The organism is Streptomonospora nanhaiensis, from assembly GCF_026642255.1.
Classification (GTDB): Bacteria; Actinomycetota; Actinomycetes; order Streptosporangiales; family Streptosporangiaceae; genus Nocardiopsis; species Nocardiopsis tropica.
Genome location: NZ_CP113264.1, coordinates 4,797,989 through 4,818,359, shown reverse-complemented (window position 1 = coordinate 4,818,359; position 20,371 = coordinate 4,797,989). Strand labels below are relative to the sequence as shown.

20 protein-coding genes and 1 CRISPR repeat array (1 of these 21 only partly in view) are annotated in these 20,371 nt (G+C 74.2%); of the genes, 12 read left to right on the top strand and 8 right to left on the bottom strand.

From position 1 onward, the window contains the following. A CRISPR array of direct repeats spans nucleotides 1-524; the repeat unit is 29 nt; unit sequence CTGCTCCCCGCGCACGCGGGGATGGACCC; it reaches 1,033 nt to the left of the window's first position. A gap of 86 nt (nucleotides 525-610) precedes the next feature. Continuing rightward, nucleotides 611-1,123, bottom strand: coding sequence for a PACE efflux transporter (locus OUQ99_RS21020; RefSeq protein ID WP_267945506.1), 513 nt, complete (start codon nucleotides 1,121-1,123; stop codon nucleotides 611-613). A 101-nt stretch (nucleotides 1,124-1,224) separates the two neighbouring features. Between OUQ99_RS21020 and OUQ99_RS21015 the strand changes: the two genes are divergently transcribed. Both OUQ99_RS21015 and OUQ99_RS21010 read left to right on the top strand, forming a co-directional pair. Continuing rightward, nucleotides 1,225-2,166 (top strand): LysR family transcriptional regulator, encoded by a 942-nt coding sequence (locus tag OUQ99_RS21015; RefSeq protein WP_267945505.1) that lies wholly within the window; start codon nucleotides 1,225-1,227, stop codon nucleotides 2,164-2,166. A 97-nt stretch (nucleotides 2,167-2,263) separates the two neighbouring features. Next, nucleotides 2,264-2,725, top strand: a complete 462-nt coding sequence (locus OUQ99_RS21010) for a PPOX class F420-dependent oxidoreductase (RefSeq protein ID WP_267945504.1) — start codon at nucleotides 2,264-2,266, stop codon at nucleotides 2,723-2,725. A gap of 90 nt (nucleotides 2,726-2,815) precedes the next feature. Here the strand turns inward: OUQ99_RS21010 and OUQ99_RS21005 are convergent, their stop codons facing one another. The 6 genes from OUQ99_RS21005 to mgrA all read right to left on the bottom strand — a co-directional run bounded on the left by OUQ99_RS21005 (nucleotide 2,816) and on the right by mgrA (nucleotide 9,683). Further along, nucleotides 2,816-3,202: a hypothetical protein gene (locus OUQ99_RS21005; RefSeq protein ID WP_267945503.1), complete on the bottom strand. Its 387-nt coding sequence runs from the start codon at nucleotides 3,200-3,202 to the stop codon at nucleotides 2,816-2,818. 32 nt (nucleotides 3,203-3,234) lie between these two features. Next, nucleotides 3,235-3,636, bottom strand: coding sequence for a four-helix bundle copper-binding protein (locus tag OUQ99_RS21000; protein WP_267945502.1), 402 nt, complete (start codon nucleotides 3,634-3,636; stop codon nucleotides 3,235-3,237). A gap of 104 nt (nucleotides 3,637-3,740) precedes the next feature. Beyond that, nucleotides 3,741-5,207: a cytochrome P450 gene (locus tag OUQ99_RS20995; RefSeq protein ID WP_267945501.1), complete on the bottom strand. Its 1,467-nt coding sequence runs from the start codon at nucleotides 5,205-5,207 to the stop codon at nucleotides 3,741-3,743. 39 nt (nucleotides 5,208-5,246) lie between these two features. Continuing rightward, the gene (locus tag OUQ99_RS20990; protein ID WP_267945500.1) at nucleotides 5,247-7,271 is read right to left on the bottom strand and encodes a CocE/NonD family hydrolase; all 2,025 of its coding nucleotides are present in this window, start codon (nucleotides 7,269-7,271) and stop codon (nucleotides 5,247-5,249) included. 12 nt (nucleotides 7,272-7,283) lie between these two features. Further along, complete coding sequence (locus OUQ99_RS20985; protein ID WP_267945499.1) at nucleotides 7,284-8,594, bottom strand: ATP-grasp domain-containing protein; 1,311 nt, start codon at nucleotides 8,592-8,594, stop codon at nucleotides 7,284-7,286. Between the two features lie 93 nt (nucleotides 8,595-8,687). Continuing rightward, the gene (gene mgrA, locus OUQ99_RS20980) at nucleotides 8,688-9,683 is read right to left on the bottom strand and encodes an L-glyceraldehyde 3-phosphate reductase (RefSeq protein WP_267945498.1); all 996 of its coding nucleotides are present in this window, start codon (nucleotides 9,681-9,683) and stop codon (nucleotides 8,688-8,690) included. 400 nt (nucleotides 9,684-10,083) lie between these two features. On the opposite strand from mgrA, the gene OUQ99_RS20975 reads away from it, so the two are divergent. Then, nucleotides 10,084-10,374 carry a hypothetical protein gene (locus OUQ99_RS20975; RefSeq protein WP_267945497.1) on the top strand — a complete coding sequence of 97 codons (291 nt, stop codon included), beginning with the start codon at nucleotides 10,084-10,086 and terminating at the stop codon, nucleotides 10,372-10,374. Nucleotides 10,375-10,491: 117 nt separating this feature from the next. Further along, the gene (locus OUQ99_RS20970; protein WP_267945496.1) at nucleotides 10,492-10,740 is read left to right on the top strand and encodes a hypothetical protein; all 249 of its coding nucleotides are present in this window, start codon (nucleotides 10,492-10,494) and stop codon (nucleotides 10,738-10,740) included. Nucleotides 10,741-10,965: 225 nt separating this feature from the next. Here OUQ99_RS20970 and OUQ99_RS20965 read toward each other — a convergent pair whose 3' ends face one another. Further along, the gene (locus tag OUQ99_RS20965) at nucleotides 10,966-11,847 is read right to left on the bottom strand and encodes a LysR family transcriptional regulator (RefSeq protein WP_267945495.1); all 882 of its coding nucleotides are present in this window, start codon (nucleotides 11,845-11,847) and stop codon (nucleotides 10,966-10,968) included. A 94-nt stretch (nucleotides 11,848-11,941) separates the two neighbouring features. On the opposite strand from OUQ99_RS20965, the gene OUQ99_RS20960 reads away from it, so the two are divergent. From OUQ99_RS20960 to OUQ99_RS20925, 8 genes are all read left to right on the top strand, one after another. Further along, nucleotides 11,942-13,336, top strand: coding sequence for an FAD-binding oxidoreductase (locus OUQ99_RS20960; RefSeq protein WP_267945494.1), 1,395 nt, complete (start codon nucleotides 11,942-11,944; stop codon nucleotides 13,334-13,336). A 187-nt stretch (nucleotides 13,337-13,523) separates the two neighbouring features. Further along, nucleotides 13,524-14,855 (top strand): MFS transporter, encoded by a 1,332-nt coding sequence (locus OUQ99_RS20955; RefSeq protein WP_267945493.1) that lies wholly within the window; start codon nucleotides 13,524-13,526, stop codon nucleotides 14,853-14,855. A gap of 193 nt (nucleotides 14,856-15,048) precedes the next feature. Further along, on the top strand, nucleotides 15,049-15,696 hold the full coding sequence (locus OUQ99_RS20950; protein WP_267945492.1) for a VOC family protein: 648 nt from the start codon (nucleotides 15,049-15,051) through the stop codon (nucleotides 15,694-15,696). Nucleotides 15,697-15,906: 210 nt separating this feature from the next. Next, complete coding sequence (locus tag OUQ99_RS20945; RefSeq protein WP_267945491.1) at nucleotides 15,907-16,260, top strand: hypothetical protein; 354 nt, start codon at nucleotides 15,907-15,909, stop codon at nucleotides 16,258-16,260. Nucleotides 16,261-16,495: 235 nt separating this feature from the next. Continuing rightward, the gene (locus OUQ99_RS20940) at nucleotides 16,496-17,602 is read left to right on the top strand and encodes an SDR family NAD(P)-dependent oxidoreductase (RefSeq protein WP_267945490.1); all 1,107 of its coding nucleotides are present in this window, start codon (nucleotides 16,496-16,498) and stop codon (nucleotides 17,600-17,602) included. A gap of 75 nt (nucleotides 17,603-17,677) precedes the next feature. Next, a complete protein-coding gene (locus tag OUQ99_RS20935; protein ID WP_267945489.1) occupies nucleotides 17,678-18,643 on the top strand; it encodes a TIGR03557 family F420-dependent LLM class oxidoreductase in 966 nt (321 codons plus the stop codon). Between the two features lie 67 nt (nucleotides 18,644-18,710). Continuing rightward, nucleotides 18,711-18,908: a hypothetical protein gene (locus OUQ99_RS20930; protein WP_267945488.1), complete on the top strand. Its 198-nt coding sequence runs from the start codon at nucleotides 18,711-18,713 to the stop codon at nucleotides 18,906-18,908. 293 nt (nucleotides 18,909-19,201) lie between these two features. Next, nucleotides 19,202-20,308: a glycoside hydrolase family 5 protein gene (locus OUQ99_RS20925; protein ID WP_267945487.1), complete on the top strand. Its 1,107-nt coding sequence runs from the start codon at nucleotides 19,202-19,204 to the stop codon at nucleotides 20,306-20,308. Nucleotides 20,309-20,371 lie beyond the last annotated feature (63 nt).

Here is a 20,371-nt window from a genome sequence, read left to right as displayed (position 1 = left end):
CGTGAGCTGCTCCCCGCGCACGCGGGGATGGACCCCGGCACATGTCCCGGGGCTGTCCAAGCTCGCCCTGCTCCCCGCGCACGCGGGGATGGACCCAGCGGCTTGAGGGTGTTGTGCCACACGTCCTGGCTGCTCCCCGCGCACGCGGGGATGGACCCAGGAGAACCACCATGCCGCAAACACCCGAGCTCTGCTCCCCGCGCACGCGGGGATGGACCCTGCTCGGCGCCCATCCGGGGCGGGAAGGCGTCCTGCTCCCCGCGCACGCGGGGATGGACCACTTCTTGTTCTGCCCGAAACGGCGGCAGTCGTCTGCTCCCCGCGCACGCGGGGATGGACCCGTCGACAGCAAGCTCCGGCTGTCCTTCGAGGACTGCTCCCCGCGCACGCGGGGATGGACCCTGGACTCAGCCACGGCGGCACTCCTTGTCGTGCTGCTCCCCGCGCACGCGGGGATGGACCCGGCCGCCTCCAGGGCGCCCGCTGGGTCATCACCTACTCCCCGCGCATGCGGGGATGGACCCGACCCGGAGCTGATCAAGCCCATCAAGCCGCGCTGCTCCCCGCGCCTTGCGAGGATCGGGGAGGGCGATCGCCTCGGCCGCCGCACTCAGGGGCGTTCGGCCACAGGCGCGGGCTCCTCGGCGGGCTCGGCAACCCCGGTCCCGTCCCCGACTACACCTTCCGCCCCCGGAACGGGCTCCGCGATGGCGGAGGACGGCAGCCCGAAGATCTTGTCGAAGGCCCAGTTGTAGCCGAACGTGTAGAACGGGATGTAGACGATGAACACCAGGTCCAGCAGGAACGCCTGGACCAGGCTGATGTTCAGCCACCACGCGATGAGCGGGATCAGGTAGCACACCAGCGTCAGCTGGAACGCGACCGCGTGCAGGATTCTGCGCCCCACCGTGCGCTCGCGGCTGACCTGCCGGCGCTCCCACGCCTCGAACAGGTAGTTGAAGGCCATGTTCCACAGGGCCGCCACCGTGGCGATCATGATCGCGAGCGGGGCCGTCGTCCCCGGACCGCTTCCTGTCAGGGCCGTCATCACGGCGGTGCCCACGGCGAAGCCGATGACCTCGTAGCCGCCCACGTACACCAGCTTGCGCTTCAGACCTTGCACTTCGCACTCTTTTCGGGATCTTCCGGATGCAACAGGGTCCGACGCTAACGTCAGCTACGGTGATGGAAAAAGTCAGCTTCTTTCAGATCGGTTGACAGAACGTGGGCCTCTCCAGCGACAACATCGACCTCTTCCTCGCCGTGGTCGACCACGGCTCCTTCTCCGCCGCCGCACGCGCGCTGAACCGGGTCCCCTCTGCGGTGAGCATGGGCATCGCCAACATCGAGGCCGAACTCGGCTACCCGCTGTTCGACCGCTCCCGGCGCGAGCCCGTCCCCACGGCGCGGGCGCAGGCCCTCGTGCCGCACGCCCGGCTGGTCGCGAGCAGGCTGCGCCTGCTCCAGGCCCACGCGGTCGAGCTCTCCGATGACCTGGAGAGCACGCTCACGGTCGGGGTGTCGGCGGGGGTCGACCACCGGCCGCTCCTGGACGCGGTGGCGGAGATCGCGGCGCGCCACCCCCTGCTCTCCGTGGAGATCGCCGACGCCCCGCAGGACGACGTCCGGGAGCAGCTGCACTCGGGGACCGTGGACCTGGCGCTGATGTTCGCCCGCACCCGCAACGACCGGGAGGAGGTGTTCCTCAATGTGGCGGAGGAGACGTTCGTGGCGGTGGCGTCCGCCTCCGTGGAGACCTTCGGGATCCCCGCCGACCTGCGGCGCCTGGAGGACCTCGCCGGGGCCCGCCAGATCGTGGTGTCCAGCCTGGAGCGGCAGCTGACGGAGCGGCGGCTCGTCGTCTCGGACGCCTACTGGCGCGCGAACTCGGTGGAGACCGCGCTCGGCCTGGTGGAGCGCGGGGTCGGCTGGGCCAACCTGCCGCTGCCGGTCGTGCGGGCCAGGGCCGCGGCCGGGGCGGTGCGCGTGATGGAGTTCGAGAACCTCAGGAACGGCCTGGCCATGCCGGTGCAGCTGGTGTGGCTGCGCGGCAGCCCGCTCCGCAAGGCGGCGGGGGAGCTGGTCGACCGGATGGGCCGGGACTGGCGCGTGCGGGACCGGCCCCGGCAGGGCGTTCGGCCGCACCAGGCCCCGCCCGGTCCGTGACACGGTCTGCCAGGGCCTGGTTCGCCCCTCGGCGGAGCACTAGGCTGACCCGGTTCGTGAGCGGAACGCGGACACCCTGAGCAGCGAAAGCGAGAAGATGAGCCCTTCGATCGCCACCAACACCAAGGTCGACCTCGACGGTCTGCTGGAGTTCGCCCGCCCCCGCCACCGGGGGCTCCTCATCACCCGCCGGGCCGACGGCGGCCCCCAGGCCTCGCCGGTCACCTGCGGGGTCGACACCGAGGGCCGCATCGTGGTCTCCACCTACCCCGAGCGCGCCAAGGCCCGCAACGCCGGCCGCGACCCGAAGGTGAGCATCGTGGTGCTCTCCGAGGACTTCGACGGCCCGTGGGTCCAGATCGACGGCGACGCCGAGGTCATCGACGGGGAGGAGGCCGTGGAGCCCCTGGTCGAGTACTTCCGGGTGATCTCCGGCGAGCACCCGGACTGGGACGAGTACCGCGAGGCGATGCGCCGGCAGGGCAAGGCCCTGGTCCGGATCACCCCGAGGCGCTGGGGTCCGGTCGCCACCGGCGGGTTCCCCGCCGACCGCGTCTGACACGGCGCAGGGCCGCGCGGACCGGTGTCCGCTCGGCCCTCCGTGCCTTGTTCCGGCCCTCCCGGCGGCCCGGTGCCGCGTGTCGGACCACTACCGCTCCGGCGGTCCGCCCTCCCGGCCGGGCCCCTCGGGGCCTTCCGGCCCGCCTCCGCGCCCGGAACCCTCAGGTCCTTCCTTCCCACCGGACCCTTCCGGCGGCTCCCCGCCTTGATCCGGGTCCCGTCCCGGCGGGCCGCTCTCCGGCGGGGCGTCGGCCCCGTCACCTTCCTCCGGAGGACTTCCTTCCCGGGACTCGCCCCAACCGGTCGGGTAGCGCCGGCCGTCCGGCCGCTCCTTCCAGTAGTCGGGCGAGCGTACGGCCCGCTGCTTGCGGATCGTGTCCCAGCGGATGACCCACAGCACGAAGAAGAACACCACGACCGGCAGCGCCGCGACCACCGCGACCACGGCCACCCCTGTCGGCATCGGCCCGTCCATCGCCTCCCCCTTCCGTCGGAGCGTCCGCGGCCTCAGAGAGCGGCCAGCAGCTCCCGGCACGCCTGCTCGCAGCGGCGGCACGCCTCCGCGCACAGGCGGCAGTGCTCGTGCTCCCCGGCGTGCCTCTCGCACTCCTCGGCGCACTTGCGGCACGCCTCCGCGCAGGCCTCCAGCAGGAGCCGCAGGACGTCGTCCTCCTCGCCGGTCCGGCGGGAGACCGCGCGGCCGGTCACGGCGCACATGTCAGCGCAGTCCAGGTCGGTGCGGACACAGGCGACCAGGTCGGCCACCGTCTCCTCGCCCAGGCAGGCGTCCGCGCACACCGTGCACACCTGCGCGCACTCCCCGCAGGCCTCGACGCACGCGGTGATCTTCGCGCCGACCCCCTCGGGGTCCTCCGGGTGGGTGTACAGGATCTGTCCGACGGTGCTCATGGCCCCTCCTCAGTGGTCCGCCCGGGCTCGGCGCCCGGGCGGGTTCGGTCTCGGTCGTGCTCGGAACCGGGTGAGGAGGGGCCCCGTCCGGGTTCGTCGTCGGCTCAGGCGCCGCGCCCGGGCAGGGTGAAGCGCAGGGCGAAGTGGTTCAGCGAGGCGGGGAGGCCCGACGCGGGCAGCGGGCCGCGCGCGTCGACACGGGTGAGGTCGCGGTCCCGCACCAGGGAGCGCAGGAACAGCGACAGGGTCAGCGGCACCACCTCGCGCCCCGCGCACCCGGCCGGGCCGTAGCTGAAGGGCAGGATCCCCGGGTCCTCCTCGGCCCGGCCGTCGATCCACACCTCCGGTGCGAACTCGTCGGCGTACGGCAGGCGGGACGGGTCGCGGTGGAAGTAGGCGCTCATGACCACGAACGCCGTCCCGGCGGGGAACACGCGGTCCCGCCACACGGTCTCGCGGTTGCTCTCCCGCAGCACCGCCAGCGTCGTCGGCCACAGCCGTACGGACTCCAGCACCGTCGCGCGCAGCAGCGGCAGGTCCAGCCCCTCGGTCTCCTGGATCTCCTCCCGGGCCGCGTGCGCCCCCGGGCTGTACGACGTCAGGAGCGCCAGGGAGCGGAACGCGGCGATCGCCGCGGCGTCGAACGCGAACAGCCAGTGGGCCGCCTGGTCCTCCGGGTGGGACCCGGCCTTCCGGGACAGGCCCGCAGCGAGGCTGCCGGGCTCGGCCCGGTCGACGGCGCGGCCCACCCGGTCGAGGAACTCCGCCCTCACGGTCCGCTGCACCGGCGCCGCGTACGACCAGTTGCCCCGGGCCCGCAGCCTGCGCAGCAGTTCGGTGGTCCGGACGTCCCCCGCCGCGGAGGCGCCGAACACCACCCGCCGGGCCAGCGCGTCGAAGGACGCGGAGTACCGGTTCCAGTCGAGGACTCCGCCGTCCCCCAGGGCGGCCAGCAGGGCCCGCGCCTCCTCGTCGGCCTGGGCCGCGATCACGTCCCCGTCGGGGTGGAGTACGCGGCCGGTGGCCAGGGCCTGCTCGTTGGAGGCCCGCCGGTGTGGCCGCTCCTCGGGCTCGGAGACCAGTACCGCGTGCGGCTCGAAGTGCGAGAGCGCGCCGCGCTTCTCGCGCCCGCCGGACGAGAACGGGTCCGGGGTGCCCTCCAGCAGCGTCCTCACGTCGTCGGCGGCCAGCACCAGGGCGGCGTCCCTGCCGGCCAGGCGCAGCGGCAGCGGTCCGTCGCCGTGCCTCTCGCGCAGGTCCCGCAGGGTGGAGACGATCCCCCGGTCCGCCTCCAGTGCGCTGACCAGGCTCTCCATCAGGGGGCGCCGTACGAGCACGCCCCGCGCCAGGGTGGGGAGCAGCACCTTCGACAGGAAGCGCGCGGTCTCGGCGGCGTCGGGACCGCCCAGCTCCGCTTCGACGGCGCCCTTCGCCTCTCCCGCGAGTGCCTGCGGCGTTCCGGTCGCGCCCGGCTCCGTGTCCCCGGAGGCTCCGCGCCCCTTCGAGCCGTCCGGCCCCTTCCCGTCCCTGCCTGCGGTGTGCGCCTCGGCGCGTCCCCCGGTGGAGGCCATGGTCCTCCTCCCCTCCCGTGTCGCGGATGTCGGTCCTCGTCAGATGTGGTCCCTGGGCACGCTCTCGCTCCACTGCCTGGAGAAGATCCGCTCGTCCCCCTCGAACGCGTCCAGGGTCGCGTATACCCGGAACTCCGTCTCGGTGCACTCGAGGGAGGTATGGGTCTCGGTACGGGTGCTCCAGTCCCCGCGGGCGAACCGCATCGTCCACGTGGACCGGCCCCGGGCGGACGTGAAGTCGTCCGCCACCGACTCGTACAGCTCGTAGGCCCGCCGTCCGACGTCCAGGTCGATGTCCTCGAAGTGGAGGATCCCGCCGTCCTTGACGATCTCCAGGGACGAGCGGGTGTCGACCATGTCCCGCTGGACGGTCCAGCGGTGGTCCGGGGTCTCCCGCCGCGCGGTCTCGATCTGCGGTGTCCCCTCGGGCTCGCCGAAGGGCTGCGGGTGCAGTTCCTCGTCCTCGGGCACGGGCCGCACCGGCAGGTGCAGCGTGCTCCCCTCGGGGTGGACGGTCATCAGCACCGGGCGCGGCGGGGGCCAGGCCAGGGGCCAGTACGACGTGGACAGCGACAGCCGTATGCGGTGGCCCGCCGGGAAGACCTGGGCGACACCGTTGAGGGTGACCTTCACCCGGCAGCGCTCGCCCGGCTCCATCGCCCGCGGCGTCTCGTGCCCGTCCCGGTGGGTGAGGTTGAGCAGGCCGAAGGTCACCCGGGTGGCGCTGCCGTCGGGCGCCACGTCGCACAGGCGGGCGGCGACCATGGCCACCGGCTCGGTGACGGAGAGCTCGAGTTCGACCTCTGCCTCACCGAGGATCTCGACGTCCTCGGTGAGGACGTCGCTGTCGAAGACCAGGGAGCCGCCGTCCTCCTCGCGCTGGTCGTAGGGCAGGTCAGGCGGGGCGTTGTACGAGGCCCACTTGCCGGCGAACTGCCCGGTGGTCAGCGGCGACCGCAGGGTCAGGGACTCGGCGCTGACCTTCTCCCCGGGGGCGCCGATGCGGTACCTGGCCAGCGGCAGCCCGGTCCGCTCGATGCCGGGGGAGGGCCACGCGTCCTCGCGCACCCACCGGCCGGGGCGCTCCTGGTAGGAGGTGGAGGGCGGGACGCTGTCCTGCATCCACGCCCACAGGGAGGGGCCCTCGTCGACGCCGTTCTCCTCGCCCTTGAGCCAGTGGTCCAGCCAGCGCACGACCTCCTGGAGGTAGCCGATGGCGGGGCCGGGCACGCCCATGTGCGGGTAGCGGTGCGACCAGGGGCCGATCAGGCCGCGGCTGGGCACGTCCAGGTTCTCCAGGACGCGCAGGACGGCGTTGGAGTAGCCGTCGGCCCACCCGCTGGAGGCGAGGACCGGGCAGCGCACGTCCGTGTAGTCGTCGCACACCGAGGCGTGCCGCCAGTAGTCGTCGCGGCGCTGGTGCCGCAGCCACTCCAGGACCCACGGCTCGGTGGCCTCCAGGCGCTCGCGCCACATGTCGCGCCAGCTCTCCCCCACGACGGCGGGGTCGGGCGGGCAGGTGCCGAACGCGAACATGGTCCCGGCCTCCGCCAGGTTGTCCGAGAGCAGGCACCCGCCCATGTAGTGGAAGTCGTCGCCGTACCGGTCGTCGGTGAAGGAGCTGATCACGATCGTGCCCAGGCTCGGCGGCTGCCGGGCCGCGACCTGGAGGGCGGCGAACCCGCCCCAGGACAGCCCCAGCATGCTCGTGCTGCCGTCGCACCAGGGCTGGTCGGCCAGCCAGGCCAGGACCTCCTCCGCGTCCTGCTGCTCGCGTTCGAGGTACTCGTCGACGAGCACCCCCTCGGAGTCGCCCGTGCCCCTCAGGTCGACGCGGACGCAGGCGTAGCCGTGCCCCGCGATGTAGGGGTGGTGCTGGGAGTCGCGCACGGCCGTCAGGTCGCGCCTGCGGTAGGGGATGTACTCCAGGACCGCCGGCACCGGGGTCGCGTCGGAGGAGGTGGGGCGCCACATCCTCGCTGCCAGCCGGACCCCGTCCGACATGGGGATCCAGAAGTGCTCGTCGGAGCGGACCGCGTGCGGCAGGGAACTCACCACGTGCATGTACGGTCCTCCTCAGCGCTCGGCGCCCTGCTCGGGCTTCACGTCCTCGTCCTCTTCCACGAACTCGAATCTCAGCGCCTCGACGCAGCGCTCGTACTTGGCGCGCATCTCGGTCTCGTCCGCGGCGCCGATGGTGATCTTGGCGAGCTCGAAACTGTAGCTGTCCTGGGACCGCATCTGCGAGAGCGGCTCGCCGGGCTCGGGCACCACCTTCACGCTCACGCCCGGCAGGGAGCGCTCCAGCTCGGCCACCTCCTCGTCGGTGGGCACACGCACCGGGACGCCGTCGTCCCCGAAGCGCCGGTGGTACCACTCCGCCGCCACGGCGAACTCGCCCCGGGCCTCGGCGGTCATCCGGGGGTCCCTGCCCAGGCTCAGCAGCAGCATGCGCTCGTGGTTGGCGATCCCGTCCACCAGCTCGAACAGCTCGGCGTGGGACTGGGAGTGCCGGGGGTTGACCTCCAGGAGGTTGAGGCCGTCCTCGACGGGGTCGTAGAAGAACTCGACGCTGAACGTGGAGTTGTCCAGCCCGACCTGGCGGATGACCCGCTCGGAGACGTCGGCCATGCGCTCACGGACCTCCTCGGGGAGCCCCGAGGGGTACTGGTGGCGCAGGAAGGCGGGGCTGCCGGGGTAGTCGACCGAGTCGAGGGACGCGTAGACGACCACGTCGCCCCGGTACACGAAGCCCTCGACGGCGGCCTGCACGCCGTGCAGGGCGCCTTCGGCCAGACAGGTGCGTCCGCCCACCTCGGAGATCTCCGGGGGCAGGTCGACCCGGGAGAGGATCTGCTCGAAGGGGCGCCCGATGCGGTCGATGCCCTCGCGCAGTTCGGAGACGGCCCCCTCGAAGTCCTTGTCGTCGAGCACGTGGAAGGCGAGCTCGGAGGAGGCCGACTTCACGGGCTTGAGCCACATGGGGTAGCCGGGCGGGTCCGGCACCGTGGGGTCGCCGTTCAGCTCGACGAGGGCGAAGGGCGGGTACTCGTCGATGACCTTGCGCTGCTCCAGGCGGCTCCAGTACTTGTGCTCGCACTTGACCACCGACTCCAGGCTCGCGGAGGGGAGGCCGCGGCGCTCGCACAGGATCGGCACGAGCAGCGTCACGGGGAAGTCCCAGTAGCCGCAGATGGCGTCGACGGTGTCGGGGAAGTCGTCGAGGACCTTCTCGGCCTTGTCGATCAGCTGGTCGATGTCGACCTCGCCGGTCTGGAGCTCGTCCAGGCTCAGCAGCTGGTGGAAACGGCAGTCGCGTCCGGTGGGGGTCCGGCGCAGGATCTCGTGGTTCCGCTCGTCCAGTCCGACGACGAAGATGTTCTTCATGGGGCGCACCACCTTTTCTCCTCGGGGAAATGATGCTGGTGGTGCGCCTACCCGCGTGAACCGTTACAAACCCGAAATGTGACGAGGTGCTCGTCAGCCGGCGGGTGCGTACCGGTCGATCTCGGCCAGCTCGGAGGCGTCGAAGTCCAGGTTCCCGACCGCGGCCACGTTGTCCTCCAGCTGCCCGATACTGCTCGCGCCGATCACCGCCGAGGTCACCCGCTCGCCGCGCAGCACCCACGCCAGCGCCGTCTGCGCCAGCGTCTGGCCCCGCCGCCCGGCGATCGCGTCGAGGGCGCGCACCCGCTCCAGGACGTCCCCGGTGACGCCCTCGGCGTTCAGGAACGGACTGCTCCCGGCGGCGCGCGAGCCCTCCGGGACGCCGTTCAGGTACCGGTCGGTCAGCAGGCCCTGGGCGAGCGGGGAGTAGGCGATCGAACCGGCGCCCACCTCGTCCAGCACGTCGAGCAGGCCGTCCTCCACCCACCGGTTGAACATCGAGTACGACGGCTGGTGGATCAGCATCGGCGTGCCCAGGTCCCGCAGGATCGCGGCGGCCTCGCGGGTCTGCTCGGGGGAGTAGTTGGACACCCCCGCGTACAGGGCCTTGCCCCGGCGCACCGCCGTGTCGAGCGCGCCCATGGTCTCCTCCAGGGGCGTGTCCGGGTCGGGGCGGTGGGAGTAGAACACGTCCACGTGGTCCAGGCCCATGCGTCCCAGGCTCTGGTCCAGACTGGCCAGCACGGACTTGCGCGAGCCCCACTCGCCGTACGGGCCGGGCCACATCAGGTACCCGGCCTTGGTGGAGACGACGATCTCGTCCCGGTACCGGCCCAGGTCCCCGGCGAGGATCCTGCCGAAGTTCTCCTCGGCGGCCCCCGGCGGCGGTCCGTAGTTGTTGGCGAGGTCGAAGTGGGTCACGCCCAGGTCGAACGCCCGCAGCACGATCTCCTTCTGCCGTGCGAGGTCGCGGTCGTGTCCGAAGTTGTGCCACAGGCCCAGGGAGAGGGCGGGCAGGCGCAGACCGCTGCGCCCCACCCGCCGGTAGGGCATGGAGTCGTACCGCGTGGGGGCGGCGACGTAGGTCATGGGTCATTCCCCGTTCTCGTGGCCGGACGCCGCTCGTCCGGCGTGCGGAGGCTACAGCGCGGACGCGGACCCGAGCGCGAGCGCCCCCCGCGTGGCGGGTCCGGCGCCGTCCGGGAGGGCCGGCCCGGGGCCGTGGTGACGCCGGTGCGGCTCGAACGCCGGCGGACGGGTGTCCGCGAGCGGGTCCGAGGCAAGCGCGCAGCGCGTCCGCGCGGGCCAAGAGACGCCAAAACACCCCCAAGACTACTTTGAGTGATTTTGTGAGTGCATACGGTTACCAGTCGGGCGTCGTGGACATCTATTCCGCGGGGGCCGTTCACCGAATCCGGCCCTCGCATCCGGCTCCTGCGACGCTCCGCCGACATGTCGGAGCGCCAGGCCACAACGAGAGGGAACTCGTATGAACCGCAAGACCGTGACCCGCCTCGCCTTCGCCGCCATCGTGGCCCCCGCCCTCGCCTTCGGCGCCCCGGCGGCGGCCATGGCGGACAGCTTCTTCGCTGCCGGCATGAGCGAGGCGGGCCCCCACGGGGCCTCCCAGGCGGGCGTCATCGCCGGGGCCACGAGCGGCCACGGGAGCGACCACGAGGACGGCAAGGGCGGCAAGGGCGGCAGCTTCTACATCAAGAAGTGGAACGAGGCCGGCCCCCACGGAGCCTCCGAGGGCGGCGTGGTCAGCGCTGCCGGTTAAGGCGCCCCGGCCGCGGGCCCTCGGGCCCGCGGCCGGACCCGGGTGAACTCCGGCGCGGCGACGAGAGAGCGCCGCGCCGGAGCCTTTTTCCGTCTCAGAACACGATTGGCAGGAACGATGCTTCGTCCGTCCCGCGCCCTGGTCACGACCGCCCTCGCCCTGGGCATCGCCCTGGGCGCACCCGCGGTGGCCTCGGCCGACGCCCGATTCCACAGCCAGGACTCCTTCGCCGGGCCGAAGGGGGCCAGTATCACCGTGGTCCGCAGTGTGGTCACCGACGACGGCAGGGTCTCCTACGAGAAGGTGACCTACACCGCCGGTCCCAAGGGCGCCGGGGTGTCCGGCGTCCGCAGCGGCGCCAGGTGATACCGGGCGCGCACCCGTACCGGAGCGCAGGCTTCCCGGCCGGGCCGTCCCGATGACGGTCGGCCCCCCTCCCCGGAGGCGGGGCCGATCTTCGGCGTGCGGGGACGCGGACGGGGAGCGCGCGAACGGCGCCCCGCCCGAGGCCGGCCCCGGCGGGCACGGAACCGTGCCGACCCCGGTCATCCCCGTGCCGCCAGGAGCGCCGGACGCCACCTGGTCAGGCACTCAGCCCGGATCCTCCGGAAGCACCCCCAGCAGGTGGCGTACCGCGGCCGACGGGGGGCCCGGGGGCACGGCGAGCCGGACCCGGGATCGGACCTCGGCCAGGGGCCGGTAGACGATGCCCGGCAGGGGCGGCGGTTCCCCCACACGGTAGAACAGCGTCCACGACGGCGGCGCGTGCGCCATGTCGGGGAGGGTCTCCTGGAGCCGTGTGAACGGCGGGCCCTCGGGCGGGTCGATCCCCGCAGCGTGGAACGCGCGCTCCACGAGGCGGCGGAACGGCGGATTGCGCCGCCGGTCGGCCAACCGCACCGGCAGGTCGCCCAGGTGCTTCAGCGAGAGCGCGTCCGCGTCGGCCAGCGGGTGTCGGGACGGCAGCGCGACGACCAGCGGGTCGGACCACGCCGGAAGCAGGACGAGCCCCGGCTCGCGTTCGAGGTCGCGCACGAGCGCCGCGTCCAGGCCGCCCGAACGCACCCCCTGGAGCCGCTCCGCGAGACCGGCCTTCGCGATCGCGACCCTCAGCTCCGGCGCGCGGGCGGCCAGCGCCGCGAGCACCGGGTAGAGGCGCTCGTCCGGCGCCGGTCCGGTGCCCAGGCGCAGCGACCCGGCCGCCGCCGCGGTCGCCGCGAGGTCGGAGGCGACCCGACGGGTCCGTTCGGCCGCGGCGAGGACCGCGCGGGCCTCGTCCAGCAGCCGCGCGCCCGCCGGTGTCAGGCGGACATGGCGGGTCGAGCGGTCGAACAGCCTGAGGCCGAGTTCGCGTTCGAGCCTGCGCACCTGCTGGCTCACCGCGGGCTGGCCGACGTGGAGCGCCTCGGCGGCGCGGGCGAACCCGCCCTCGTCGGCCACCGTGGCGAAGTAGGCCAGCTGCCGTAGTTCCATCCGCCCACCCCGCCCCGTATTCATCACGATCGGTGATAACTGTAGGTGCGGAACACGCCTGGTTCGTCGGCCCCGGAACCGGTGGGATCTGACCATGACGAACACGACCCTCACCGCCGCAGCAGCCGACCTCGGACGCCGCGTGCGCGGACCGGTGAGCCTGCCCGGGCAGGGGGACCACGAACTGGAACGGGCCGGGTTCAACCTGGCCGCCGAACTGCGCCCCGCACTGGCCGTCGGGGCGACCGGCCCCGCCGACGTACGGGCGGCGGTTGCCTTCGCCGCCGACCACTCCCTCACGGTCGGTGTGCGCGCCACCGGGCACGGCGGGGGCCGCCCGGCGGACGGCGGGCTGCTCCTCTCCACCCGCAGGATGGACCGCGTGCACGTCGACCCGCGCACGCGGACCGCGAGCGTCGGCGCCGGGGTGCGCTGGCAGCAGGTGATCGACCGGGCCGCGCGTTTCGGGCTCGCACCCCTGAACGGCTCCTCGCCGCTCGTGGGGGCCGTCGGTTACACGCTCGGCGGCGGGCTGCCGGTTCTGGGCCGCACCTTCGGGTGGGCCGCCGACCGCGTCCGCGGCGTCGGGCTGGTCACCGCCGACGGCCGCTCCCTCCACGTCGGGCCCGACGAGAACGCCGACCTGTTCTGGGCGCTGCGCGGCGCCAGGAGCGGTTTCGGGGTGGTGACCTCGATGGACGTCGGACTGGTCCCGCTCGCCTCGCTCTACGGCGGGGGCCTGTACTTCCCGGGCGACCGGGCCGCCCGGGTACTGCACGCCTGGAGGGAATGGGTGGCGGGAGTCCCCCAGGAGACGAACTCCTCGGTGGCGCTGCTGCGGCTCCCCGACGTGGAGGGGGTGCCGGACCCGCTGCGCGGCAGGCTCACCGTCCACGTGCGTGTCGCCCACACGGGGACACCGGAGTCCGGCGAGGCCCTGCTACGACCGCTGCGGAAGGCGGCTCCGCCTCTCCGGGACACGGTAGGGCCGATCCCCGCCACCGCGATCGCCTCCGTCCACGAGGACCCCGTACGGCCCCTGCCCTACGACGAGGGCTCGCTCATGTTGCGCTCGTTCGACGAAAGCGCGGTGGACGCCCTGTTGGGGGCCGTCGGGCCGGACTCCGGGGAGGAGGGGGTGGCCATGGCGGAGGTGCGCCACCTCGGCGGCGCGCTGGACCGGGAGCCGGAGCACCCCCGCGCCCTCGACCACCGGGGCGCGGCCTTCAGCCTGCTCGCGCTCACCCCGTCGACGGGCGCGGCAGCGGGGCGGCCGGCGGGAGAGCGCCTGCTGGAGCGCATGGCGCCGTGGGGGACCGGACTCAGGTTCCTCAACTTTCTCGGCGGCCCCGCAGGTGCGGCGCTCGCACACGAGGCGTTCACCCCGGGGACCAGGTCGGCGCTCGCCGAGGTCAAGGCCCGGCACGACCCCGCCGGGCTGTTCCCGGCCGACCACTTCCTGCCCGCCTCCCCGGGAAGTCGCGTGTGAGCGCCGCGACAGGCCCGGGAGCCGTGCTCTACCGGGCCTTGCACGGGAAGCCGGGCGTGAGCGCCGCGAAGCCTGCGCGCACGGCCGCCGCCCCCGTCGGCCCTGCCCGGACGCGGCTTTCGCAGGAGCTGTGCGTGACCGCCCCCTTGCCCGCCTTCCCCACCCTTCCCAAACCCAGGAGCCGCACATGACCACCGACCTGCCCACCCGCGCCGCACCCGGGGCGCGCTCGTCCGGGCTCCGGCTCGGCGCCCTGTTCGGGCCGGCCGTCTTCGGCGTCACCGCCGCGGGCGTCGCGCTGCCCGCCGTGGGCGCCGACCTGGGGACGGCCCCCTCCTCCACGGCGTGGGTGCTCACCGCGCACGCCCTCGCGCTCGGACTGGGCACCGCCCTGTTCGGCCGCCTGTCCGACATCGCCGGGACACGCGCCGTCCTGGCCGCCGGTAGCGTGCTCCTCGCCACGGGGACCGCCCTGTGCCTGGCAGCCCCGGGCCTCGGCGTGCTCGTCGCGGGCAGGTTCGTCCTGGCCGCCGGATCGGGGGCCGTGTCCGCTGCGGCGCTCGGGCTCGTCGCGGGCGTGCGGGCGGAGCACCGCGCGACGGTCCTCGCGGCGTTCGGCGGGGTGATGGCGGTGTTCTCGGCCTGCGCCACCCTCGCCGCGGGCGTGCTCACCGACCTCCTGTCCTGGCGGATCACCCTCGTACTGCCCGCGCTGTCGTTGCTCGCCGCCCCGCTGTGCCTGCGCCTGGCCGACCGGCCGGGCTCCGGACGGTCCGCCGATCCGCTCGGGGCCGGATTCCTCGCGGTGGCGGCCTCGGCCCTCCTCGTGCTCCTCCAGGCGTCGGTGCTCGCGCTGTCGTCCTCGACCGTCGCCGCGACCGCGGGCCTGGGCGCGGCCGCGAGTGTCGCCGTCGTCCTGCGGGTGCGGCGCGTGCCGGACGGGTTCGTGCCCCGGCGGCTGGTCACGGACCGGAACTTCCTGGTGGCGGCGGCCGCGGGCGGAGGCGTCTACGCCGGCCTGTTCGCGGCGATGTACGCGGTGCCCCAGGTCCTCGTGGAGGGCCACGGGTGGGACGTCCTCACCGTGGGCGCCTGGCTGCTGCCGGGGGGTGTGGCCGGCGCGGTACTGTCGCGGCTTGCCGGACGGGCCGCCACGGGGCACCGGGGCAGGCCCCTGGCCGCGGGCGCGGCGGTCGCCTTCGGCGCGGTGCTGGTACTGGCCGGGTGGACGGGTGGCGGGGCAGCGCTCTCGGTGGCAGGAGCGTCCCTGGGGTTCGCCGCGTTCTCGGTCGTGCAGGTCGTGGTCACCGGCCTCATGGCGCAGAGGCTTCCGGAGGCGGAACGGGGGACCGGCCTGGGCCTGCTCAACCTGGCGTTCTTCGTCGTGGGCGGGGCGGGGACCGCGCTGGTCGGGGCGCTCGCCGCGCGGATCGGCCCGTCGGCCGCACTCGCCGTCGTGGCGGTACTGCCACTGGCGGGCGGAGGGCTCGCCCTCCTCCTGCCCCGGGCGCGCCCCTGAAGGAGCGGCGGGTCGTATGCCGGGGTGCGGGGGCCGGGGACCGCGCGAACGGCGCCCCGCCCGAGGCCGGCCCCGGCGGGCACGGGAACGTGCCGACCCCGGTGATCCCCGGGCCGCCCGCGTCCCGCTCCTGCGGGCCGTGGTGTCCTGGGGGAGCCGGAACGCCCGGCCGACGACGACGAAGGACCAGCCGATGAGCTTTCCACCCACGCTCGACCACCTCGTGTACACCGTGCCCGACCTGGCCGGGGGCGTGGCCGCGTTCGAGGCGCGCACCGGCGTGGCCCCCGCGCGCGGCGGCTCCCACCCGGTCGGGACGGCGAACTCGCTCGTCGCCCTGACCGTGGACGGGGCACGCGCGCCGCACTACCTGGAGGTCATCGGCCCCGACCCCGAGCGCGACGACCCCGGCCCGGTCCGCGTGTTCGGCATCGCCGACCTGGAAGGGCCCCGCATCGCCGCGTTCGCGGTGCGCGTGGACGGCGACCTGGCGGAGGCGGTGGAGCGGGCCCGTGCGGTCGGGCACGACCCCGGCGGGATCGAGCCGTGGTCGCGCGCCACCCCCGGGGGGACGGTCCTGCACTGGCTGCTCGCCAGACGCGAACTGCCGGCCTATCCCGCGCCGGTGCCGTTCCTCATCGACTGGGGGCGGACCCCGCAGCCCGGTCTGGGCGACCTGCCCGCCCTCGAACTGGTCTCCCTGCGCGCGGAGCACCCCGACCCCGGCTCGCTGGAGCCGGCACTGCGGGCCCTGGGCGCGGACCTGGAGGTCGCGACCGGTCCCGCGCCGCTCTTGGAGGCGGTCCTGCGCGGTCCGCGGGGGGAGTTCGTGCTGCGCTGACCGGCCGGGCCGCGGCGTGCGCCGCGGCCCGTAAGGGCCCCTCCACGAGGGGGCGCCCCGTCCCGCCCCGGTCGCCGCTTCCCCAGGTCGGGGGCCCGCCCGTCCCCGTTCTCCGGCGCCTTTCCGCGGCCCTCCCGCCGGTTTCACGCGCCCCGACCCGGGTAGCCGAACCCCTACACCCCATCGTCGAGCAGAAGGGGAGTGAACGCGGTGAACGAGGACACACCCCCGATCGAGGGCTACGAGGGACTGCCGATCGCCACGCTCCAGCACAGGGTCCGATCGCTGGACACGGAGCAGATGCGACGGCTCATCGCCTACGAGGAGGCCCACGCCGACCGGACCGGCGTACTGGAGATCCTCAAGAACCGGTTCCACGGCCTGGAGGAGGGCGCCGAGCCGTCCGGGGGGTCGCAGCAGTTCCAGCCGGAGCGGCCGGGGCCGGCCGCCGGGGGGTCTCCCGTGAACACGGACACGGTCGCGCCCCAGGCGAGCCCGCCGCCGCACGGCGTGCCCGCCCAGCCCGCCAAGCCCAAGGGCGACTACCAGCCCGGCAACCAGTAGGCGGTCGCGAGAGGCCCGGGTCCGGGGGACGCGGGGGCGCCCCCGGGCCGGCACCCGCGCCCGCAAGGCGGGAGCCCGGTTTTTCCCATGGGTTCCCACCTGCGGTTTTCGTCCGACGGGCGGCGGGTAGCCGTATACCCACATCCCCCGACCGGCGTACAGCGAACACGGGGAGTGACATGACGGTGGTGCCACGTACACCCACGGAGACCGGCGACCCCGGGGGGAGGGCCCGGTGATCCGCTGGAAGCCCGTCCTGGCCCTGGCCGGAACCCGGTGGGCGGTGTCCCGGCTCCGGAGCGGGCACGAGCCCCGGCCGCGCCGCCGCCGGGGGGTTGTGCCGTGGGCGGTGGCCGGGGCCGCGGTCGGCCTGACCGCCGCCGCCGTGAGCCGGAACCGCACCACGCTCCTGACCGGACGCGTCGTGCTGGTCACCGGCGGGTCCCGCGGACTCGGCCTCCAGATGGCCCGGGAGTTCGGCTCCCGCGGCGCGTCCGTCGTCGTGTGCGCGCGCGACCGCGACGAGCTCGACCGCGCCGTCGCCGACCTGGTGCGCAGGGGGGTCACGGCGCACGGCGTCCGGTGCGACGTCCGCGACGCCGGGCAGGCCGAGAGGATGGTCGAGGAGGCGGCGGCGCGCTTCGGCCGCCTCGACATCGTCGTCAACAACGCGGGCATCATCCAGGTCGGGCCGCAGTCGGTGCTGACCGAGGACCACTTCCGCGACGCCATGGAGACGATGTTCTGGGCGCCCCTGCACATCTCCCGTGCCGCGCTCGGCCCGCTGGAGAGGACCGGGGGACGCCTCGTCACCATCACCTCGATCGGGGGCCACCTCAGCGTCCCGCACCTGCTGCCCTACTCGTGCGCCAAGTTCGCCGAGGTCGCCCTCTCCGAGGGGCTGGGCGCCGAGGTGGCGGGCCGGGGCGTGAAGGTCACCACGGTGGTGCCCGGGCTCATGCGCACCGGGTCCCACAAGGCCGCGGTGTTCACCGGCGACCCCGAGCGCGAGTACTCGTGGTTCTCCCTGGGCGCGGGCCTTCCGCTGGTCTCGGTGAGCGGCGAGCGCGCGGCCGCCCGGATCGCCGAGGCGACCGCCCGGGGCCGCAGCCACCTCGTGCTCACCCCGCTGGCCCGCGCGGTCATCGTCGCCCGCGGGCTCTCCCCGGCCCTCGTCCAGCGGGCCACGGGGATCATGGCGCGGCTCCTGCCCGCCCCGCCCGAGCATGTCGAGGAGCGGCCCGGCAGGGAGGCCGACCACGGCCTCGTCAACCAGGCGCTCAAGGCGCCCACCGCGCTCAACGAGCGCGCGACCAGGAGACTCAACCAGAAACGGGAGTAGGCGGCCGGGTGCGGGCCCGCGCCGCAGACGGCGCTCGGGCCCGGCCCGCCGCGACGGCGATCGGGGGATGGCGACGTGACGCGTTTCGGATACTTTCTCGCCAGCGAGGAACACGGTCCCGCGAGCCTGGTCCGCCAGGCGCAGGGGGCCGAGGAGGCCGGGTTCGACGCACTGTGGATCTCCGACCACTTCCACCCGTGGCTGGACTCCCAGGGGGAGAGCCCGTTCGTGTGGTCGGTCGTCGGCGCGATCGGCCAGGCCACGTCGCTGCCGGTCACCACGGCGGTGACCTGCCCGACCACGCGCATGCACCCGGCGGTGGTGGCGCACGCCGCCGCCACCTCGGCGGCCCTGGTCAGGGGCGGGTTCACGCTGGGGGTCGGCACGGGGGAGGCGCTCAACGAGCACATCCTCGGACTGCCCTGGCCGCCCGCCGCCCAGCGCATCGCCATGCTGGAGGAGGCCGTCGAGGTGATGCGCAAGCTCTGGACGGGCAAGCTCGTCACCCACCGGGGCGAGTACTACGACGTGGACACCGCGCGCCTGTACACGCTGCCCGAGGAGCCGCCGAAGGTCTACATGTCCGCGTTCGGCCCCAAGGCGACCGCGCTGGCCGCGCGGGAGGCGGACGGCCTGATCCAGGTCGCCCCCAGCCCGGAGACCGTCGAGAGGTTCCGCTCCGAGGGGGGTGCGGGCAAACCCGTCCAGGGCGGGCTCAAGGTCTGCTGGGACCGCGACGAGGCCCGGGCCCGGCGCGTGGTCCACGAGCGGTGGCCCAACGAGGCCCTGCAGGGGGAGGCGGCCCAGATCCTCCCCCTGCCCCGCCACTTCCGGCAGCTCACCGAGGGGCTGGTCACGGAGCAGATGGCGGCGGAGCAGGTGACCTGCGGGCCCGACCCCGAGGCGCACCTCGCCGCGATCAGGCCGTACCTGGAGTCCGGGGTGGACGAGGTGTACGTCTGCCAGGTCGGCGACGACCAGGAGGGCTTCTTCGAGTTCTACCGGAAGGAGATCCTGCCCCGGCTCAGGGCCGGGGGCTGAGCCGGCCCGGCGCGCGGGCGGCCCGCCCGCGCGCCGGGCCCGCAAGGACGACCAGTGAGGAGGAGACATGAACGCACGCACCCGTGACGGCACTCCGGCCCCTGCCGCGCGCTACCCGGACCCGATGCCGCCGATGCCGCCGGACCCGTTCCCCCCGACCCCGATGCCGGACCCCCCGTCCCCGCCGGATCCGCTGCCGGAGCCCCCGGGGCCCGCGCCCACGCCCGAGCCGCCCGGCCCGGAACCCGAGCCCGAACCCGCCTGAGGACGGGCCGGTCCCGGGAGGGGCCGGGGCCCGGTTGCCGAGCCCGCGGACGCGCCGCTCCCGGCGCGCCCGCGGGCTCCGCGCTGTTCGCGGTCCGCCGCCGCGGCCGGTCGCGGGGAGCGCGGCGGGCCCGGGCGGTGGGGCGCACGGGAAGGGTGCGTATTCGTCGCGTAAGGGGGCTTGACCGCTCCGTGACCGAAGTCTAGGTTGCGAGAAAAGAAAAGACTCCTTCCGGTTCGGTGCGACGTCCTCCCCCGGACCGCGCCGGGCCGCCACCCCGCTGGAGGAAGCCCGTGGCGCACCACCCCCCGTCCCCCGCCCGCACACGCCGGACCCCCGCCGGCGCCGCGCTCGTGGGAGCGCTCCTGCTCGCCGTGGCGCTCCTCGTCCTCGCGGGGGCGAACGGCCCCACGGGGGCGGCCCTGGCCTCGACCGGGCAGACCCGGGCGCCCTCCGGCCCCGAGTCCGCCGCAGGCCCCGCGGACACCCACGGGCAGCTCACCGTCTGCGGCGTCAAGCTCTGCGACAGCAACGGCGACCCCGTCCAGCTCACCGGGATGAGCTCGCACGGACTCCAGTGGTACAGCGACTGCCTCACCGACGGATCGCTGGACGCGCTCGCCCACGACTGGAACGCCGACGTGCTGCGCGTGTCCATGTACATCCAGGAGGACGGCTACGAGACCGACCCGCGCGGGTTCACCGACCGGGTCCACGAGCTGATCGAGGAGGCCACCGCCCGCGGCATGTACGTCATCGTCGACTGGCACATGCTCACCCCCGGCGACCCCAACCACAACACCGGGCGCGCCCGCACCTTCTTCTCCGAGATCGCCTCGGTGCACGCCGACAAGGACAACGTCCTGTACGAGATCGCCAACGAGCCCAACGGGGTCTCCTGGGACGCGATCAAGGGCTACGCCGAGGAGATCATCCCGGTCATCCGCGCCGAGGACCCCGAGGCCGTCGTGCTCGTCGGCACCCGCGCCTGGTCCTCCCTGGGCATGTCCGAGGGCTCGGACCACACCGAGATCACCGCCGACCCGGTCGACGCCGACAACATCATGTACGTCTTCCACTTCTACGCCGCCACCCACGGCTCCTACCGGGAGGCGTTCCGGGCCGCCGCCCAGGAGCTCCCGCTGTTCGTCACCGAGTTCGGCACCCAGCAGGCCACGGGCGACGGCCCCAACGACTTCGCGTCGGCCCAGGCCTACCTCGACCTCATGGAGGAGGAGCAGATCAGCTGGGTGAACTGGAACTTCTCCGACGACTTCCGCTCCGGCGCGGTCTTCGAGACCGGCACCTGCGCCGCCGGAGGGCCCTGGACCGGCACCGACTCCCTCAAGCCCGCGGGGGAATGGATCCGCGACCGGATCCGGGAGAGCGGCGCCGCCTGACCCCCGCCGCGCGGCGGCCCCCTGCCGGGGAGGCCGCCGAACGCGGCGGGGACCGCCCCGGGC